22 protein-coding genes are annotated in these 18,957 nt (G+C 33.7%); 8 read left to right on the forward strand and 14 right to left on the reverse strand.

What is annotated here, in order from left to right:
• Positions 1-229 precede the first annotated feature (229 nt).
• Positions 230-1,096, reverse strand: a complete 867-nt coding sequence (locus tag BLV40_RS17350; protein ID WP_090692267.1) for a TIGR03943 family putative permease subunit — start codon at positions 1,094-1,096, stop codon at positions 230-232.
• Between the two features lie 12 nt (positions 1,097-1,108).
• Positions 1,109-2,086 (reverse strand): permease, encoded by a 978-nt coding sequence (locus tag BLV40_RS17355; protein WP_280138909.1) that lies wholly within the window; start codon positions 2,084-2,086, stop codon positions 1,109-1,111.
• Positions 2,087-2,272: 186 nt separating this feature from the next.
• Here BLV40_RS17355 and BLV40_RS17360 point away from each other — a divergent pair, with 186 nt between their 5' ends.
• Positions 2,273-3,460, forward strand: a complete 1,188-nt coding sequence (locus BLV40_RS17360; protein ID WP_090692275.1) for a GTP-binding protein — start codon at positions 2,273-2,275, stop codon at positions 3,458-3,460.
• A 54-nt stretch (positions 3,461-3,514) separates the two neighbouring features.
• Here BLV40_RS17360 and BLV40_RS17365 read toward each other — a convergent pair whose 3' ends face one another.
• Positions 3,515-3,832: a DUF3784 domain-containing protein gene (locus tag BLV40_RS17365; RefSeq protein WP_090692277.1), complete on the reverse strand. Its 318-nt coding sequence runs from the start codon at positions 3,830-3,832 to the stop codon at positions 3,515-3,517.
• A 153-nt stretch (positions 3,833-3,985) separates the two neighbouring features.
• Between BLV40_RS17365 and BLV40_RS17370 the strand changes: the two genes are divergently transcribed.
• Positions 3,986-4,951, forward strand: coding sequence for a DMT family transporter (locus BLV40_RS17370; RefSeq protein ID WP_090692279.1), 966 nt, complete (start codon positions 3,986-3,988; stop codon positions 4,949-4,951).
• Positions 4,952-4,967: 16 nt separating this feature from the next.
• Complete coding sequence (locus BLV40_RS17375) at positions 4,968-5,639, forward strand: GntR family transcriptional regulator (protein ID WP_026591744.1); 672 nt, start codon at positions 4,968-4,970, stop codon at positions 5,637-5,639.
• A 61-nt stretch (positions 5,640-5,700) separates the two neighbouring features.
• Here the strand turns inward: BLV40_RS17375 and fbpA are convergent, their stop codons facing one another.
• Positions 5,701-5,871: a Fur-regulated basic protein FbpA gene (gene fbpA, locus BLV40_RS17380; RefSeq protein WP_026591745.1), complete on the reverse strand. Its 171-nt coding sequence runs from the start codon at positions 5,869-5,871 to the stop codon at positions 5,701-5,703.
• A 408-nt stretch (positions 5,872-6,279) separates the two neighbouring features.
• Between fbpA and BLV40_RS17385 the strand changes: the two genes are divergently transcribed.
• Positions 6,280-7,350 carry a WD40/YVTN/BNR-like repeat-containing protein gene (locus BLV40_RS17385; RefSeq protein WP_090692282.1) on the forward strand — a complete coding sequence of 357 codons (1,071 nt, stop codon included), beginning with the start codon at positions 6,280-6,282 and terminating at the stop codon, positions 7,348-7,350.
• A 49-nt stretch (positions 7,351-7,399) separates the two neighbouring features.
• On the opposite strand, the gene BLV40_RS17390 is transcribed toward BLV40_RS17385, so the two are convergent.
• From BLV40_RS17390 to BLV40_RS17400, 3 genes are all read right to left on the reverse strand, one after another.
• The gene (locus BLV40_RS17390) at positions 7,400-8,500 is read right to left on the reverse strand and encodes a DUF4179 domain-containing protein (protein WP_090692284.1); all 1,101 of its coding nucleotides are present in this window, start codon (positions 8,498-8,500) and stop codon (positions 7,400-7,402) included.
• A complete protein-coding gene (locus tag BLV40_RS17395) occupies positions 8,497-9,063 on the reverse strand; it encodes a sigma-70 family RNA polymerase sigma factor (protein ID WP_026591748.1) in 567 nt (188 codons plus the stop codon). Before BLV40_RS17395 ends, BLV40_RS17390 begins: the two co-directional genes overlap by 4 nt.
• A 264-nt stretch (positions 9,064-9,327) precedes the next feature.
• On the reverse strand, positions 9,328-10,122 hold the full coding sequence (locus BLV40_RS17400; RefSeq protein ID WP_090692287.1) for a PP2C family serine/threonine-protein phosphatase: 795 nt from the start codon (positions 10,120-10,122) through the stop codon (positions 9,328-9,330).
• A gap of 159 nt (positions 10,123-10,281) precedes the next feature.
• Between BLV40_RS17400 and BLV40_RS17405 the strand changes: the two genes are divergently transcribed.
• Genes BLV40_RS17405 through BLV40_RS17415 form a run of 3 tightly spaced genes read left to right on the forward strand, consistent with a single transcriptional unit; the run spans position 10,282 to position 11,955 of the window.
• Entirely contained in the window at positions 10,282-10,692 is a 411-nt protein-coding gene (locus BLV40_RS17405; RefSeq protein ID WP_026591750.1) for a MarR family winged helix-turn-helix transcriptional regulator, read from the forward strand.
• Positions 10,676-11,005 (forward strand): DUF3147 family protein, encoded by a 330-nt coding sequence (locus BLV40_RS17410; RefSeq protein WP_026591751.1) that lies wholly within the window; start codon positions 10,676-10,678, stop codon positions 11,003-11,005. The genes BLV40_RS17405 and BLV40_RS17410 overlap by 17 nt, the downstream gene beginning before the upstream one ends.
• A gap of 14 nt (positions 11,006-11,019) precedes the next feature.
• A complete protein-coding gene (locus BLV40_RS17415) occupies positions 11,020-11,955 on the forward strand; it encodes an alpha/beta fold hydrolase (RefSeq protein ID WP_090692289.1) in 936 nt (311 codons plus the stop codon).
• A gap of 44 nt (positions 11,956-11,999) precedes the next feature.
• Here the strand turns inward: BLV40_RS17415 and BLV40_RS17420 are convergent, their stop codons facing one another.
• The 7 genes from BLV40_RS17420 to BLV40_RS17450 form a co-directional block, all read right to left on the reverse strand.
• A complete protein-coding gene (locus BLV40_RS17420) occupies positions 12,000-12,392 on the reverse strand; it encodes a hypothetical protein (protein WP_026591753.1) in 393 nt (130 codons plus the stop codon).
• 68 nt (positions 12,393-12,460) lie between these two features.
• Entirely contained in the window at positions 12,461-13,033 is a 573-nt protein-coding gene (locus tag BLV40_RS17425; protein WP_026591754.1) for a histidine phosphatase family protein, read from the reverse strand.
• Positions 13,034-13,202: 169 nt separating this feature from the next.
• Positions 13,203-14,294 (reverse strand): serine hydrolase, encoded by a 1,092-nt coding sequence (locus BLV40_RS17430; protein ID WP_090692296.1) that lies wholly within the window; start codon positions 14,292-14,294, stop codon positions 13,203-13,205.
• Positions 14,295-14,424: 130 nt separating this feature from the next.
• A complete protein-coding gene (locus tag BLV40_RS17435) occupies positions 14,425-15,051 on the reverse strand; it encodes a cupin domain-containing protein (protein ID WP_026591756.1) in 627 nt (208 codons plus the stop codon).
• A gap of 170 nt (positions 15,052-15,221) precedes the next feature.
• Positions 15,222-15,383, reverse strand: a complete 162-nt coding sequence (locus tag BLV40_RS17440) for a hypothetical protein (protein WP_026591757.1) — start codon at positions 15,381-15,383, stop codon at positions 15,222-15,224.
• Between the two features lie 211 nt (positions 15,384-15,594).
• Entirely contained in the window at positions 15,595-16,122 is a 528-nt protein-coding gene (locus BLV40_RS17445) for an outer membrane protein assembly factor BamD (RefSeq protein WP_090692300.1), read from the reverse strand.
• Positions 16,123-16,294: 172 nt separating this feature from the next.
• Positions 16,295-17,563 (reverse strand): MFS transporter, encoded by a 1,269-nt coding sequence (locus BLV40_RS17450; protein WP_090692303.1) that lies wholly within the window; start codon positions 17,561-17,563, stop codon positions 16,295-16,297.
• A 118-nt stretch (positions 17,564-17,681) separates the two neighbouring features.
• On the opposite strand from BLV40_RS17450, the gene BLV40_RS17455 reads away from it, so the two are divergent.
• Positions 17,682-18,896, forward strand: coding sequence for a helix-turn-helix domain-containing protein (locus tag BLV40_RS17455; RefSeq protein WP_090692305.1), 1,215 nt, complete (start codon positions 17,682-17,684; stop codon positions 18,894-18,896).
• Positions 18,897-18,957 lie beyond the last annotated feature (61 nt).

An 18,957-nucleotide genomic window follows, 5' to 3' on the forward strand; every position in this document is an offset into this window, starting at 1 on the left:
CATTAGAGTGAAGAAGGATTTTCTTTGCTTCATGTACAAGATCTTTATTTTTAAGATTATACAGGCTTAATATGAGAAAAGATATAAAGTATATCAATAATATACCAACTCCTAAAAGGACAATGTCATGATTTAATATATTTCTCCTATTTCAAATTCAACTTATAACTTTCAAAAGTATCTTCTAAAAGCATCGTCTCCAAATAATATGATTAGCTGCTTCACTTCATCATTGCGGCAAAGCATCATACACATATGGATCTTTTGGCTTTTCCATTTTTTCTACTTTACTAACTTTTACAAGTGGAAACAGTACCCCTTTATACGTCGTTTCATCTAATATCCCTGTAACTTTCACCCACGTTTCTTCTGGAAGAGTGTTTATTTCATTTCCAGAAACAATCATTCCCCACACAGCGGCATCTGCAACACAACATGTAATTCCATAGCGAGCGACTACTACTTTATCTTCCTTTACTTCTTTATCATGATAAACAAAACCCGTAAAAGTTATCTTTTTCCCTTTAAATCCAAGCACATCTTGACCGATTACATTCATCGTTTGAATATAATTTTGATTGTCTACTTGAATTGTATTTTGCTTCAGTATGTTTTTTTCTAATTCTTTTTGTGACTGCTTTTGCGTAGGAAGATTTTGAATAGGTTCTTCTTCTTGATCCACTAAAAGTTCCCTCCAATCGGAACTTTTGGATTGTTGCTTCGCTCCTGCACTTTGATTCATGCCACGTTTTGCTGCTACGCTACCATCAAGTGTCACATTAGAAAATAAAAATGCACTCACAATCGGAATTAAAAAAATTGCGTATAGCATACAAATTCCAATTTTTGATTTTGGAACTGTATGATTTTTACAGCAGTTACATCCTCTTTTTTTCTCCTCATTCCCATTCCATACTTGTAAGCAGCCTAAAATTAGCGAAAGAAAAAACGCAAAATAGATAAACTTTATCATTTTTGGTGCAACAAAATAATCAATATTCCCTGTTACCAATAGTTTAAATAGAAGCATTGCAAATCCAAGTAAAATAATCCCCCGAATATATGTATGAAATTCTTGTTTACTTTGCTTTTTCATTATCGTCATCTCCTAACTCATTGCAAACTGAACAACGATATATACACTAATCGTGACAATTCCAATAAAGAAGAAAACAAATCTTTTTTGAAAGTAAGCAAATAACATCAATGTATTTTTCAAATCTAACATCGGCCCAAATACTAGGAAAGCAACGAGTGCTTTTACTGAAAATATATGACCAAATGAAGCTGCGATAAATGCATCTGCTTCTGAACAAAGCGATAGTACATAGCCAAAAGCCATCGTGACAAAAGGTGAAATTACCTCGCTATTTGCAATTTCTACAAGCAAGTTACGATCTAAAAATGTTTGAAATAAACTTGCTAAGAACGCACCAATTAATAAGTACCTGCCTGTATCAAAAAATTCATCCACTCCATGACTTATTACATCTCGCCAACTTTTTTTCTTCTCATCATGAGTAATCACTTTTTGTTCTTTTAAAATACTTTTATTACGGTATACATAATACACAACTAAGCCTATCAATAATGCAACAAATAACGCTAACCCAAAACGAGCATATACAACATTTGGATTCGTTCGAAATGCATAATACGTTGATAAAAACACAATTGGATTTAAAATTGGGGTACTTACTAAAATCACCATTCCTACATGGGAGGGTAAACCTTTCTGAATTAGCCTTCTTACTACAGGAATGATGACGCACTCACACATTGGAAAAATGACACCAACAAAAGCTGCTGGAATCATTGCGACAATTGTTGACCTTGGCAATATTTTTTGAATCATCTCCTCTGTTACGAATACTTGAATAACCGATGAAACAATAACACCTAATAAAATAAATGGTACTGCTTCAAAGAAAATACTTAAAAAAATTGCATTCACATTTAGCCATTCTTTTGGAATACTTTTGTGCAAGTTTGCTAGATTTGTAAAATCTACAAAAAATAATAAAAAAAGAAAGATTGTAATGAGAAGCGTACCAATTAACTCTTTTGATATTCTATTAAAAACCAACTTCCTCGCCTCCGTTTTATTCATATTTAATCGTATGCTTGTCCTCTTTTTCTATGACAATCCCAAACATTTTTCATACTTCATTCCTATTCGTAAATCGTAATCATTATGATTTATTGTTGCATTTCTTTCTAAAGTCATTTATCATAAAACGTAATGATTACGATTTAACAGGAGGTATATACAATGAAAAAAGTGCCCATTACCGTTTTAAGTGGTTTTTTAGGCTCTGGAAAAACAACATTATTGAATCATATTTTGACAAATAGAGAGGGATTAAAAGTAGCTGTCATTGTAAATGATATGAGCGAAGTAAATATTGATGCCGCACTTGTGAAACAAGGAGGCTTTTCTCGTACAGAAGAAAAATTAGTAGAAATTCAAAACGGCTGCATCTGTTGTACCCTACGAGAAGATTTAATCATTGAGGTAAACCGTCTTGTAGAGGCAGGAGATATTGACTACATTGTGATTGAATCTTCCGGCATTAGTGAACCTATTCCTGTTGCACAAACATTTACGTATATAGATGAAGCACTAGGAATTGATTTAACGAGCAAGTGTCGTCTCGATACGATGGTTACTGTAGTCGACTCAAATCGATTTTGGGATGACTTTGCCGCTGGGGAAAGTTTACTAGATCGAAAACAAGCAATTGACGAAACAGATACACGAGAAGTTATCGATCTACTAATTGATCAGATTGAATTTGCAAATGTTATTCTTTTGAACAAAGTGGATTTACTAGAAAAGGAAGATGTTATCGAACTCCATCTTCTATTACAAAAGTTAAATCCTAGTGCAAAAATCATTGAATCTTCATTTAGCGCAGTACCACTAAATGAAATTTTAAATACGAATTTATTTAACTATGATGAAGCTAGCCAAGCAGCTGGTTGGATTCAAGAGTTAAATAATGATCACCATACGCCAGAAACAGAAGAATACGGCATTAGTTCCTTTGTTTATCGCCGCAAACGTCCATTTCATCCTGTTCGACTTATGAATTGGTTAAAAAACTGGCCATTAGATGTCGTAAGGGCAAAAGGTTTTTTCTGGCTCGCATCTCGTAACCATATGATGGGAATTTTGTCCCAAGCTGGCTCTTCGATTACAATCCAAGGAGCTGGTGAATGGGTTGCAGCATTACCTGCAGCTGAGCAGCAGCAAATAATTGCAGAAGAACCAGAAGTCTTAAAAAATTGGGATAAACAGTACGGAGATCGAATAACAGAATTAGTCTTTATTGGAGTTGAAATGAATCAATATCATATTGAGCGCTCTTTGGATACATGCTTATTAACTGATGAAGAAATGAGACAGGATTGGGATGATTTTGTTGATCCAATCCCACCTTTTACCGTGGTATCATAATAAAAAGTGAAAAAACAAGATGGTTTCCCTAAAAGGTTACCATCTTGTTTTCGTTTATTCTTTAGAGTTACTAGACCTATTTATTATATTACTCCATATAACAAGTACAATTGTACTTATAACAACAAAAAGTCCATAACCAATCCCCACAGCGTCACCAATTGCTTCTAATCCAAATGGTAACAGAGCGGTAGTAATTCCTATTACATAAGAAAAAAAACCAGCTATTTTTGCAAGTTTTTCTTTATCCCCTACAAAGGTCTCTTCTTGATATCCTGCTAAGAGAAATAACCTCTTTTTTATGTGAATTTGGTATCCCAAAATGATAATGAACATGGCTAAAAGGAAACAAATTATAAACCCACCAATCATCAAATCACTCCTTTACAATATTTTACCACAATTATATCCATTACTCATCTGATTCATTTTAAAAATTCTGTTTATTTTTAATATTACTCATGATATATTACATATTGTATTCGATATTTCAATTAAATTTCTTTCTGAAAGGAGAACCTAGCTATGGATTCAGGAAGATTGAAAGGCATTATTATGGTTATTACAGGTGCTAGTTTATGGGGTTTATCTGGCACTGCTGCACAACAACTTTTTCAACAAGACAATGTCTCTACAGAATGGTTAGTTACAATCCGCTTACTTATATCCGGAAGTATTTTGCTCTTATTCTCCTCATTTGGCAATAAAAAATCAGAAGTGCTCGGCATTTGGAAACAAAGGGCCGATGTAAACAGAATGATTCTGTTTGGATTGTTAGGTATGCTCGCAGTGCAATATACATATTTTGCATCTATTAAGGAAGGCAATGCTGCAGTTGCAACATTATTACAATATTTAGCGCCAATATTTATCACCGTTTACCTTATCTTCAAATGGAATATTCGTCCTACTAAAATCGATTTTATTTCGATCATACTCTCTTTAATCGGAACCTTTTTCTTACTAACGAATGGATCTATTGATAATTTAGCTGTTTCAACTCCAGCTATCATTTGGGGCATTTTATCTGGTCTGTCACTAGCATTCTATAGCCTTTATTCAAAGGAATTATTAGAGAAATGGTCTTCATCTGTCATTGTTGGGTGGGGAATGATTATTGGAGGCATTGGTGTAACCGTCGTACACTTTCTCTCCACAAATGAATTTATCTTATTATCAGGCATGAAATATTTACAGCCTAATAATCTTTTCCTCATTACATTTGTGGTTATTTTCGGTACACTTATCGCATTCTATTTATACTTAGATAGCATCCGCTACCTTACACCGAAAGAGACTACACTATTTGGTTGTACGGAACCACTTGCAGCTATTATTTCTTCTGTTCTCATTTTGCATGTTCCGTTTCAATCATTTCAATTATTAGGCGCTCTCTGTGTTATTGCAATGGTACTTGTACTAAGCAAGAAGCCAGATGAAAGGAAACCGAAACTACAATTTATTGATACGAGAAAGCAAAATATAAAGTGAAAGGAAATGTTTTATCTTGCCTATTCCTCAAAATTATCGAAAGCAAGAAAGGGTATCTGCTAAATCACTCGTTTTACATCAATTACAAGATTGGATTATCGAAGGTGTTTTACAACCTAATGAGAAAATTAATGATGGAGAGCTGGCCGAAGCTTTAGGTGTGAGTAGAACACCAGTTAGAGAGGCACTGCAAGTATTAGAGCTTTCAGGACTTGTGGAGATGGTCCCTGGACAAAAAACGAAAATTGCGCCTATAAAACTAGAAGATATATCTGTTATTTATGAAACAATTGCTGGCCTTCATACGATTATCGGAAAACAGGCAATTCATCAAATAAATGAAAATGATTTGATAAGACTTTCTGAAATAAACTCAGCATTTATAAATGCCATAGATGAAAAAAATTCGAAACAAGCATTACACTTAGATATCCAATTTCATAATACAATCGTATCAATCGCTAAAAATACATACATCGAACCGTTCTTAGCAAGCATCCAACTTCATGTATTACGTCTTGAATACCTATTTTTCCAAAATTTCATTCCTGCGCGTCAATCGATTGAAGAACACAATTTAATCATCGAAGCATTAAAAAACCAAGATGCAGCACAAATCGAAAAAATCATGTCCAAAAACTGGTTGCGGCCAATGAAAGAAATACAAAAAATAATCTCTGCTAAATAAATAAAGACCCCTCCTTGTTTTTTTCCAACTTAGGGGGGGCTTCATTTACTATTCTATATGACTATGCGCGAACTTCGGCATATTTTTTAATGTCCCTATACTCTTTTTCTAGTTCCTCTAAAGAAAGCTCGTATAATTGTCGATCAAGAATTTTAAACACACCAGCTCCAATTAACTGGTCAATTAACTGCCTCCTGCGAATTTCAATAGCAAAACGGAGTTGACTACTCATCTTTTTAAAAACCCCTTTCTACAATAACTGAAAATGATAACCCTTATCAATTACCACTTTGATTATAAAGATGATATTTTAGAAGTAAAGTAATATGATGAGATATTTACCTTACAACTGTTTGTGGCCACATTATATATATGTATGCTGCAAGAATGAGTTTATGACACTTTTTATCATCTTTTTTCTTTCATACTTTGCAAAGTGGTTCTTTACGTATAGATCCTCTATTTCTATTTGTCTCGTAATATGTCCTACATAAAACCTATCCTTCAATAAACGTGTCGCTTCTGCTAGTACGCCTTGTGTCTTCTTATCATTTCCTTTTTCTCAACCTAAAAATATGACTATTTCTTTTTCTTTCTCATATTGTTTAATACTGTAAGAAATGTAAAGGAGGATATAAAATTGAAGCGATTATTTCTTTGTATGGAACGTGAACTTCTTGTTGTAGAAAAAAGAAATGAAGAGTTTCAAGTTCAATATCACTTACAAAATATACAACCTACTTGTATTGCGGTTGATCCATTTCAACCAAATCGCATCTATTGCGGCACCTTTGGCCGAGGATTATGGGTAAGCGATGACCGAGGTGATTCTTGGAGACCAATTGGAGATTCTTACCGCTATTTTGACTTTCCTAAAGAAGATGGTATTTTACATTCTGCTATTACTTCGATTGCTATTAGTCCTATTAAACAAGTTAATGGCTACGGCATTGTTTATGTAGGAACGGAACCTAGCGCGTTGTTTTATTCAGAAAATGGTGGTGCAACATGGAGTGAGTGTAAGAACATGAAATCATTACTTTCTTCATACACATGGGCATTTCCACCTCGTCCTTTTACACATCATGTTCGCTGGATTACAGTCGATCCAAATAAACAAGATACAATACATGTATCAATTGAAGCAGGCGCTATCATTCGAAGTAAGGATAATGGCCAAACTTGGGAGGATAAAAAATTCGGCGCTCCTATTGATGCTCATCAACTACTTATGCACCCACAGGCCCCGAATCGTCTGTATGCATCATGTGGCGATGGGTTTATGGGCGGACCTGACCGTGCATATCTTGAAAGTTATAATAGCGGAAGCAATTGGACTTCTTGTAGCGAGGGCTTAGAACACCACTATTTATATAGTATGGCTATCGATCCTGGTGATTGTGATACGATACTGGTCTCTGCTGCACCAAGTGCTGACCTAGCTCACCATCGTATACCTTATGAATCTTATATTTATCGAAAAACAAAAAACACTCCTTTCCAAAAAGTGCAGCACGGGCTACCTTCAGCAATCGGAACTGTCATCTCTATGCTTGCAACAAATCCTGCCGAACCCCATACATTTTATACTTTAAATAATAATGGTGTATTTCAGTCTTTAGATAGCGGGCAAACTTGGGAGCAATTAAACATTCCTTGGAAAGAAGAATACAAAACGCAACATCCACATGCTTTATTGATTACTTCCTAACAGAAATAAAAGGGCTGTCTTATTTTCATAAGACGCCCTTTTATTTCTGTTATTTCTTTAAATCAATCACAATATCATCTAAAACGATTTTTTTATTTTTTGCTTCTTTTTTAGGTACTTCAATCTTCTTCTCTTTTCCGTCTCTCATTTCTACCCCGCCATGATTTTCGGGGGTATGAATTCGTAAGTTAACACGAGGAGTGATAATAAGTTTCGTTGCATTTTCATTGAGCTTTTGAAATGTGTCACTCCAATGAATATTATAGGAATCCTTACCTGATCCACCATTTCCTTCTCCAGAATAATGATTACCTAAATCATCTTTAACTTCCAACTCAACATCTACAGCATCCCATTCCTTCCTTGTATTTTTAGAAACTTCTTGATTGTAATAAAGAATAAACGATATCGGTGACACTGCCACCTTTTCCATATTTACTTTTACGCCTTCTTTTTCGGAACTTCCACTAATTGTTTTTTCTTTACTATCCATTGCCTTTACAGTAAGAGCAAAATTCCAATTCCCTTTTATTTCTTTCTTTTTATCCGGTATTTCTATTTTGTCTATATTCCATCTAAGGTTTATTTTGTCTTTCTTATTACTGCTATGATGTGTCGTTGTCGCCATACCTACATACTTTTTATCTGCAACTTTAGAAATTTGAGAACTTCCTGTTCCTCCACCAGCCTCCATTATCTCTAACCCACCTAATATAATTGGGTCATCCCCTAAATCTTGCTCACTTTCCATTGAATACGTTATTGATACACTTCGTCCATCAGAAATCACATCATTAATCGTAATTTTAATCCCATTATTTTCTCTCGTCATATTTAACTCAGTAGAAAATTCTTTATAATTTTCATAAAGTCCCGTTCTACCATTATCTAAAAACCGAAAAATATCCCCTACAATTGGAAGCCCCCCAGCGTAACTAGGAAATCCAATTCCAAGCGTTGCAACTGATAACCCTACTAAAACAGATGCAGCAGCGACACTCTTTTTCCAGTTTCTCGTTTTTTTCTTTTTATGTATAACCTGTTTTAAATTTCGTTTCACTTTTTCTTTTTCAAATTCATAGACCTTCATTTCCTCTAAGTCTTTTTCATCTATATCAACATCATTTAATAATTCATAAATATCTTTCATATCACACTACCCCCCAGACTAATATTCATAGCATTTTGTTGTAGTTTCTTTTTCCCACGATAAATTCGATTATCTATCGCAGCCCTCGTTAAACCTAATTTCTCTCCTATCTCCTCCGTTTTTAAACCGAGAAGATATTTCATCATGAACACCTTTTGGTCTACGGGATCTAATTGATTAATAAGCTTTATCAATTCTTCTCTATCTTCCATAATAATTAATTCATCTTCTACCGATTTTTCCATGATTAAATTGAATTCATCTGAAATAATTTCTATTTTCTTATTTGCTTTTCTGTAATAATCAATCGCTTTAAACTTAGCAATCGCTGCAATCCACTTCTTAAAATCGTCTGAATCTCCATGAAACTTTTCAGCATTATTCCAAATCGAAAGAAAAATATCATTGATACATTCATCTATCAATCCATCATTTTGAAGCGGAACAAGAACTTTATGCGTTATGCCCTTTATTAATGGTAAATATATATCGACAATAAACTCTAATGCATCTTCTTTTTGCCGCTGCAACCTTTTTATAAAATTTTTCTCATTTGATTTCATCTCACAATTCCCCTTATTTTGTTGTAAAAGCTTTTACACCCTATATAACGTACAGGAAAATTTTTTCTCTCACATTTATCATCATTTTCTTAATTTCAAAGGGTAATTATATTTTTTCATATACAGCAAACCTTCAATATATGCGAAATCCACCGAAGGCTCGTTCGAATTAAATTATATAAATTCCACGCTGATTCTCATCTATGTAAGAAAAATAAAATAAGCTTAGAATGTATCTATCCTAAGCTCACTTTTTCAAAAATATTAATTTGTACATTCTCTATTTTCCGTATCAATAGACCACCCAATTATGGTCGCACAATCTCTTCCCTTCCATTCAAGCACGCTTGCTAATGCAGGCTCAATCTGAAGACAATCCCCCCTATGCAGCACTTCAAGTAAGGACTGATCATCATGAAACGTTTGCTGATCACACTCTAACATACCGTCTGTTGCCAAAACAATATGATTCATTCCCTTCTCTAATCCACGAACTCCTGAAGTGAAACACGGCGTATTAGCAGCAAACACATTTTTTCTTCCAATATACTCGTAGAATTTACGTTTATTTAATCTTCCTTTTCCATTCTGTAACTGTTCTGAATGAAATAAATATGCAAAGCACTCTCCTACTGATAACCAATATAGGAACTCACCTTTTCGCAAACAAATTAAACACGCAAGTTCTTCATTTTCTTGTTCACTTTTCTCAATAAACGATTCATCTGTAAATAACGCTAATAAATACATATGTGTATGATGAAACGCGAGGTGAACTGGATATGAGAACAATTCCTGTAACTTCTCTTTTCTTTCCGAAATTGCTTCTATTATATAATGTATCTTTTTCGTTTTATGATGAGCATCAAAGATCATAACAAATTCAAATTCTAATTGCGGGTCCCACCAAGCTAGTACTGCATCTCCTCTTTCATACGCATCACTCTCTTGATTCCCACCATAGATACCAACTGAAAGAGGACCACATTTTTCAACATGTATTTGATCTAAATACATCTTTTCATGACTAATCCATTTAAATGTATACACTTCAATCATCCTCTCTCTTGCTATTTGTATGCCTTTACACTAAGAGTACCGTAAATTTCAAGAAAAATAAACTTTTTCAATTTTTTTATGTGAAATAGAAGGAATTTACTTCTCACAAAAAGAATATATCTTATTATACGATATAAATAACAAACGGAGGATTTTATCATGAAGAACATCAATCAAAATTGGGAAACCATTTATTATCACTTACGGTATGAATATACAGACAATCTTTCTCACCAAGCCATTCGGATTCTTCAAATCATTTCTCGAGAAACGGAGACTACAATTGGGAAAGTTGCATCTGAATTAGGCTTATCTCATAATACAGCATCAGAGCATGTGAAACGCCTTATCCAAAAAGGATTCGTTATAAAGGAGCGAAATAAACGAGATGAACGAGTCGTTAATCTCGCATTGACCACAGAAGGTAAAGAAGCTTTAGCAAAACATACATTATTAGATGAAGAAAAATTAAAGATATTAGAAGCTCAATTTTCAGAAGAAGAACAACAATTACTTGAAAAGGCTTTTTCATTACTAGCAAAGGAGTCAAAATATGCATTTCCTCGTTAAGGTAATCGTCTCTGCTTTAATTATTGGCGGTGTAACTGAATTCGCTAAACATTATAGTACGCTTGGCGGTTTCATAGCTGCCCTTCCACTTATTAGTTTACTTAGCTTGTTTTGGATTTCTGTTGAAGGCGGGAGTAAACAAGATTTAAGTCAATTTGCTTTAGGGGTATTATATGGATTCCCCGCATCAGCACTACTATTATTTATTGTTTATATTGGATTAAAGAATTCTTTTTCACTCAGTACCTCTGTACTATTCGGTGTAGGCATTTGGTGTATCGTATTTGCTTGTCAAAAAACATTTCAATCTTAGTGGAGGATATTACCATGAATCGTTTTGTAGAAGTACGCGGAAAGAAAATGGAAGTTTGTATAATGGGAAATGGCTCTCAGACTGTTGTGATTCAAACAGGGATAGGATGTTCCTTTTATGATTGGTTCCAAATTGCAGAAAAACTTTCTTCAAATTATACCGTAGTTCTATTTCATCGCCCTGGTTATGGGAAAAGTGAACTTGGTAACGAACCACGTACGACACTACAAGCAACAAAAGAATTGCACGAATTATTACATATATTAGCTATTAGGCAACCCATTATTTTAGTTGGTCATTCTTATGGAGGATTATGTGCACAGCAGTTTGCAATGTTACATTCTAATCAATTAAAAGCTGTAATTCTTGTTGATTCAACGTCTATGAACTTACATCGATTAGACGATCTTGATTTACCTGTCTCAGATAAAACAGATTCAGATGATATGTGGCTACAAAAATATAGAAGTTATTCTAATATGGATTCAGACTCACTTTATGCAGAACTACAATCTATATTAGCAAATCAATATAGTCACTTGTCATCACGTAAACAAAAACAATATGTGGATTTTTCTACCTCACCATTATTATACAAAGCAACTACTTCTGAACTTTCAGAGTGGAAAAATTGCGCAAAAAGAATGAAACAACTTGAAGTAACATTAAAAACTCCACTTGTTATCATCGGGAGGGACCCGAATTACTCCATCGGGGAGATGATTCAAGGTGGAATGCCTAATGAAGAAGCTACAAAGCTTGAAGAAGTTTGGCAGGAGCTTATTCAAGAGCAACTTATGCTCTCTCAAAATAGCCGATACATCCTCGCCCAAAATGCTAGCCACGGAATCGAAAGTGAACGCCCTGATATCATAATTCATGCAATTCATTCTCTACAAGAAGATGATATACATAACGTAAAAAACAGTGAAAATCCCAGAGCTAAATAAACATACAAAAAAGGAAAGCAGCCTTCGCTGCTTTCCTCTTTTATCTATGCATAATCTTCCTCGTCTTCATCACCATCATAATACGAGTTCCCATTATTCACATATATAGGACCATTTGCAACATCAACACGAAGTACCCATGCCCATGGTACATCTAAACGTTTATGTAATGCGCGCCAGAATCTCATTGACTTTCTTTCATACTCCTGGAGCTCCTGAAGTATATCTTTATAGGAGGAACCGTCTAACTGAACATTTGCTTCTAATAAACGAGAATAGGCATAGTGCTGTAATTCTAGTTCAGCAGCAACTTCCATTTCTTCTGGTGTTGCCATACCAATAATTGTTCCATCTGATGGAGCAATTTCGTATACATTATGAACTTCCATAAGCCCTTCCTTCTCTTTCTCAAACATGTAAACAGCCTCCTTTATCATACTTTTTTTATGGTACAAGAGCATACTTCTCTAACCGCTCTGTTCTTTCCTGCTTTCTCGATAAAATTTTACAAATTATTCACCAGATGACTGGTTTCTATCCTTACAGCAGAAATTAATTTTTCTTCATTAAAAGTTAATTTATATATATCTGGCATTTCAAGTGCTTTCCAAAAATTAAAATCATATTTAGAATCAAAATAATTCATAATGAGTACCATAATATTTCCATGCGTTCCAACGACAATGTTTTTCCCTCTGTAGTCTTTTAAAATTTTCTTGATACATGCACTACCACGCTGTTGTGCACTATTGTTTGATTCTCCACCATCGAAAGAAAATGTTGGATTTTCCCATACTTTTGTAATTGTTTCCTCAAAATCTACTACCGGTTCTTTACTTAGTAGTCTCTCACGCAAATCTTCTTCCATATGTATCGGTAATTCAAATTGAACCGCAACTCCTTGAACAGTTTGAATTGCTCTTTTATATGGACTAGAAATGACAACATCAATTTTCTCTTCTTTTAATAAATCGGCTACACTTTGCGCATCATTCCGTCCTTTTTCAGATAATGGCCGTTCCCTTTCTTCCGGTGTATATATAGAATGAGCATGGCGAACGAAATATATTGTAGTCATCAATTACTCTCCTTTTTTGTTAAGGTATTTGAACATTAACAATTTCATTTTTTCTTTAGTTGTAAAAATTTATATTCAATAAAATATAAACGAAATCCTGTTCCTTCATAACAAACAAAAAGATGACTTATATAAGTCATCTTTTTGTTTACATAATAAAATTATATCATTATAATTTCCCTCTAAATTCTTCGCTCGTCACAATATCTCGGATAAAGTGATTTACATTATTTTCAAGTTTTTTATACGTTATCTTATCTAAATCGTTGGACATAAAGACTATTTCAACCCTGTTTCCTTCTTTATCAGTACCGTAAAAGCTATTTGTTAATACAAATGCTGTTGAACCTCCTTTTTTACCAGCATGTTCATATATCCTGTCTTCAACAGTTCCCTTAAAAATCCGCTCGATTTCATCCTGCATTGCCTTTGGAAACTCATTTCTATTATTGATTTTCCTTATTAAATTCATATAATCTTTAGCAGTTGCGCTTACTAATCTATCAGACCAAATATGTTGAAATTCTATATCCGCTTTTAATGGTATATTACGCTTTTTCCATTCTTCTTCGTCTTTCATCCATTCATGTATTTGTAAAGCGTGCTTTCTATATTCATCCATGGACATTTTACGTAATACTTCTAATGATTGATCTTCAGAAATATGAAGTTCTTTTTCTGCATATCCCCTCATATACAATGCCGATGTATATGGATAGAATGCATCATGACTATTTAATTCTAGTTCCTTTAAACTTTCATTTACTCTTTCCAGTCCCAATCTCTCTAATAAGTAAGTTGTATTTGCATTGGAACTAAAGTGAATCATCCCTATAGCTACTTCTTCTAATGAAAGCTTTTCATTTTTTATTGCATTTCTTATTTTTGCATCCTCTAACCATGCAGGATGTGCTCCAGCATCTGTGTCTGGTACGTAATATTTTTCTAAATCTTGTAATGGAACTTGTTCCTGTGAATTTATCTTTCCTTCTGAAACTTGTTTTGCAAATTCCACTGCTACTACTATTTTTGCCATACTTGCTAACGGTAATTTTTTATTCTCATTTACAGAGATTAGTACCTCACCGTTTCTTCTAATAACTAGTGAACAAGTTTGATCATCTTTATGTTCTTTTATGTAATTTAGTACATAATTGGGATCTTCTTTTGAATAGTAATATTCCATAATTACAAAAAAAGCTATAATGATTGCTAAGATGATACAAAGTATTATCCCTATAATCTTTAATATTTTAACTATATTTATCCCTCCAACAACATACTATTTATTTATTTATTTATTTATTATACTAAACAAATTAACTAATATATCAAGTACTATTTTAAATTCCATACAAAATAGAGCAACTCTTATCCAAAACAAATAAGAGCTACTCTATCTCACAAGAAGTCAGCTCTCCATTTAGTACAACTACTATACCAGACCGCTGTTCATCCGTAGAACGCTTTAAATGAGGCGGCCCAATCACAACAGATTCCTTAATTGGAGCAAGATCTTTAGCTAAATGTTCAGCATTCACACCGTAAGCGGCTTGGAATACTTCTGGAGGGGTCATTCTAAGTACGTCTGATCCTTCAGCTGTTTCAAATTGATCATTATTGAAAAAGAGATGTAAATGTACTTCTTCTGATACAGCTGTAATCCAGTGCCACCACCCCATTGGAATAAATACTGTTTGCCCAGCTTTTGCCCGATAATTTTGCAGTTGATTCGTTTCTGGATTTAAAATAGAAGTAATTGCTTCTCCAGAAACGACGACATCTAACTCCCAAGCATTTGGATGCCAATGTGGTTCCCTCATATGACCTTTCGTCATAAAAAGATCGACAAACGCTCCTCCAATCATTGCTGGTAATTGTGTTGAAGTCACTTCATAAGCAATATTTTTATCATTCCGTTTAAAAAATACATTTTTCCGTGAGTCAAAGAAAAGATTTGGTGTACCAGAACTTTTCTTTAAGTTTTTATTATCTGGAACATATCCTGAATTAGCCATTCGATCCCTCTTTTCTATTCCCAACATTTCATACTTAACGTTGTATCATATGGAAGAAATGAGACTGATGTGCCTATCTAATACCTTTTTGACATAACAAAAAAACATGCCCAAAATGCCAGCATGTTTTGTGATACACTTCACATTGTTTAATTAAAAAATAAACCTCTTTACTTACCGTGATGTAACATTAAATCACCAAATTCTTCTTCGATATGATTTAACTTTGCAATCCCTTCTTTCCATTTATGGATATAACGTGATACTCCAACAACAAATAAAGTAATAATAGTAGAAAGAATAATACCATAGACAACAGTTACAGTATTCATAAGTTACACTTCCTTGTAATAGGTTATAGAATCATTATATGCCTTTTTTTGATGAAATGGTGGAAATTCAAGTTATTGTAACAAAATTGATTTTTCTAATTATACAAATAATATTCACCTTAATAGGAGAAACCCTAAAAAAATTAAGATCCCTCCTAAAAAAGCCGTCGTAACAAACGACAGCCTCATGCATAACTATTACATTATTACTCTATTGATTTTTCTTCGCTTCTATTTTTTCTTTTGCATTTTCAGCCTTATCCAATGCTTCTCCGATTTTTTTCTGTTTTTCCCTTGCTTCATCAATGCTATCTACAGCCTTTATTACTTTATCAATGCCTTCTTCATCCACTTTTCTTTGCTTCTGAACTCTTTCTTTTTCTTTTTCTTCAATGTCTTTTGCTTTCTGAAGCATATTTTCTGCATTTGACTTTACAGATTTTTCAAGAGTAGCGTCCTTTTTCTTTTGCAATACTTGATTGGCATCATCTCTCGCCTCTAAATATTTTCCATCTTTTAACGCTGTTGCCCCGTGATTCATTAGTTTGGCAACTTCTGTATATGATTTCGTCTCATCCGTAGATTTTTCTTTTCCTGCTTTTTCGAACCACATGATTGCGTCACTATATTTCTCATCTTTTAATGCCTGCATACCTGTTTCAACTTGGATATCATAAGTATTGCCGCATCCAGTCATCAGGAAAAACAAAAAAAGCATAACAAAACTTATTTTTCTCATGATGTTTTTCTCCTCTTTCTTTGTTACACATCTTATAGCATTGAACTTGATTCTATGCACACTTTATTAAATGTATCACACATAAAAAATACTTTCAAAATAAAAAAAGCCAACTTATCCACATTTTTAAACATGTATAAGTTGGAGCTTTTTTACAAAAGCTTCCCTTTATTTACGCTGACACATCCACTTGTTTTTTCATACCCCACTGCTTCATCCCTAATAGTACTACTAAAAGCAACCCAACTCCCAATGTTAACATTACGATACTAGTAGGAAGCATATCTAATAAAAATCCAAACAAAATCATTCCGAGCGGAGCAATTGCTGTAGCAATTGTTTCGAGAAGTCCAAAAACGCGTCCTAAATATCCTGGATCTGTTGTTTTTTGAATATGTACTTGCATTGGTATATTCACTGCTATCATTGAAACACCACTCAGAAGCATAAAAACAATATAATAAATAAAACTTGCTGCCTTTGGAATCGTAACGATTAACGGAAAGACAGTACATAAACTTAAGCTTGCAAATAACAATAAGCTAATATAAATAGATCGAAACGGGTTATTCATTTCCTTGCGAACAGATAAAACAAATGCCCCAATTAGCATTCCAACCGCTAACATACCTTCTACAGTACCAAGTTGTTTAGAAGTTAAATGTAAGTTTTGTACAATAATATACGGAAGTGCAACAAAAAGTGCACTAGAAAAAAAGTTTACCCAAAGAGCAATTTTCATGAGTCCATATATTTCTTGTTGCTGTTTCACATATAAAAACCCATCCTTTATACTTGTTAAAAAATGTGCCTTATCTTGCTCTACTTCTTTTTTATACAAATCAAATTTGATAAATAATTGTACAATAACAGCCAAGAAAAATGTAATACCATTTAAGAGAAAAAAGGATGTAATGGAAAACAACCCAAATATTATCCCGCCAATTATCGGCGCTAAAATTCTTGATAATGAATCCGCTGTTTGATTTAAAGCACTCGCTTTTTGAATACGCTCCACATCCACTAAATTTGGAATTGAAGAAGTGAATGAAACAGAATAGAAACTTGCACATATTGATAATAATGCGGCCGAAATATAAATAAATAGAAGTGATGGCCCAAATATAGTAGAAAGAATAAACATTGTAATCATTGTTAAACTACTTAATAAGTCCATTCCAATAATAAGCCACCGTCGATTTACACGATCTGCTACCGCCCCAGCAATTGGTCCACATACCACCCTTGGTATAGATCCGCAAATAAGTGTCATTGCAAATCCTACTCCTGACCCTGTTGTTTTTAAAACATATAACCCCATTGCAAACGTATAAATTCCTGCACCTAATAAAGAAGTAACTTTTCCAATCATCATCAAAATGATATTTCTTGTTGCAATTTTGAGTCTTGGATCATTTCCCCTTATACTTACGTCTTCCATCATGTCACTCTCCCTTAAAAAGTTAAATTGTGTTAAACTTATTATATAACCACTTTTCAAATTTTGACAACAAAAAGTTTAATTGTATTTAACTTTTTTATAATAAAGGAGCAACTATATGGCTACTCTTGGTGAAAAAATTAAAGCATTGCGAAAAGAAAAACGTTTTACGCAAACACAATTGGCTGGCTCAGAGCTAACAAAAAGTATGCTGAGTCAAATTGAGAATGGGAAAGCGACACCTTCCATGAAGACATTACAATATCTTGCTAGTAAGCTTGAATGTGAAGCAAGCTTTTTACTAGAAGACGACAACGAAGAAGTGAAAAAACTGATTCCAAAGATGGAACAGGCAATAAAAAATAATCAATTTGAGGAAGTGTATCGTACACTGCTACCTATTGTTCAAAAGGAACTACCGCCCACTTTAAGTACAGCTCGTTTATATAAACAATATATAGGCGCTGCATTTAATATGAAAGATTACGACATACATTCGTATATCGAAAAAGCCGTAGCAATTTTTCAAAAATATGCTTTATACCGTGAAAGTACACAAACCAGTTTAAAGCTTTGTTATGTATTATTTGTCCATAAAAAATATGAAGAATGCCTAGAACTTCTTACTTCTATTCGAAAAGAATATGAAGCAAGACAATTAGAGATGGACCTTATTATACAAATAGAACTATTCTTATGTGAAGCAGTTGTTTTACTTGCATATGGTGATTATGACGGGTGCGAAATAATTATCTTACAGGCCCTTGACTTCTCAAAAGAAAATCAAGTGTATTATAAAACAGACGAATTTTATCGAATCCTCTCTTATCAAAAGGTAATAGTAGCTGATGAAAATAAATATTTACACTATATAAAGAAATCCGAGCAATTTGCTATTTTTACAGAAAACACTTTATCCCTTGCTGTTGTAGACATATTAAAAGCTTATTACTATAACACAATCACAACTGAATACACGTTAGCTCTACAGCATCTAGAACTGTTTAGAGAAAAACTCCAAGGTGAACAACTCTTTCAAGAAGACGGGGCGTATTACGTAGAAAAGGGAAAATCTTTATACGGTCTCAAACGATACGAAGAGGCCTTAGAAGCATTAGAACGAGCAACAATTCCGGATTATATGTTCCATCCACTAGACCAAGCATGGATTATAACCGGAGGAGCTTATCGTGCTCTTTGTTATATGAAACTCCAAAACAAAGAGAAGGCGCTTCAAGAGGCAACCGAAGCCTTTCATGCTATACAAGAATTTCCTGATTCGACATTTACTGTGTTTATTAAAGAAACGTTACAAATAATACAAAAGTCTTAAATCAACTCTGAAATGGTATATTCCTCCTCTCTTCAAGCAACAATAGTAAAGATGGGAGGAA

Origin of the sequence: Bacillus sp. 166amftsu (genome assembly GCF_900107445.1) — a bacterium.
GTDB lineage: Bacteria > Bacillota > Bacilli > Bacillales > Bacillaceae_G > Bacillus_A > Bacillus_A arachidis.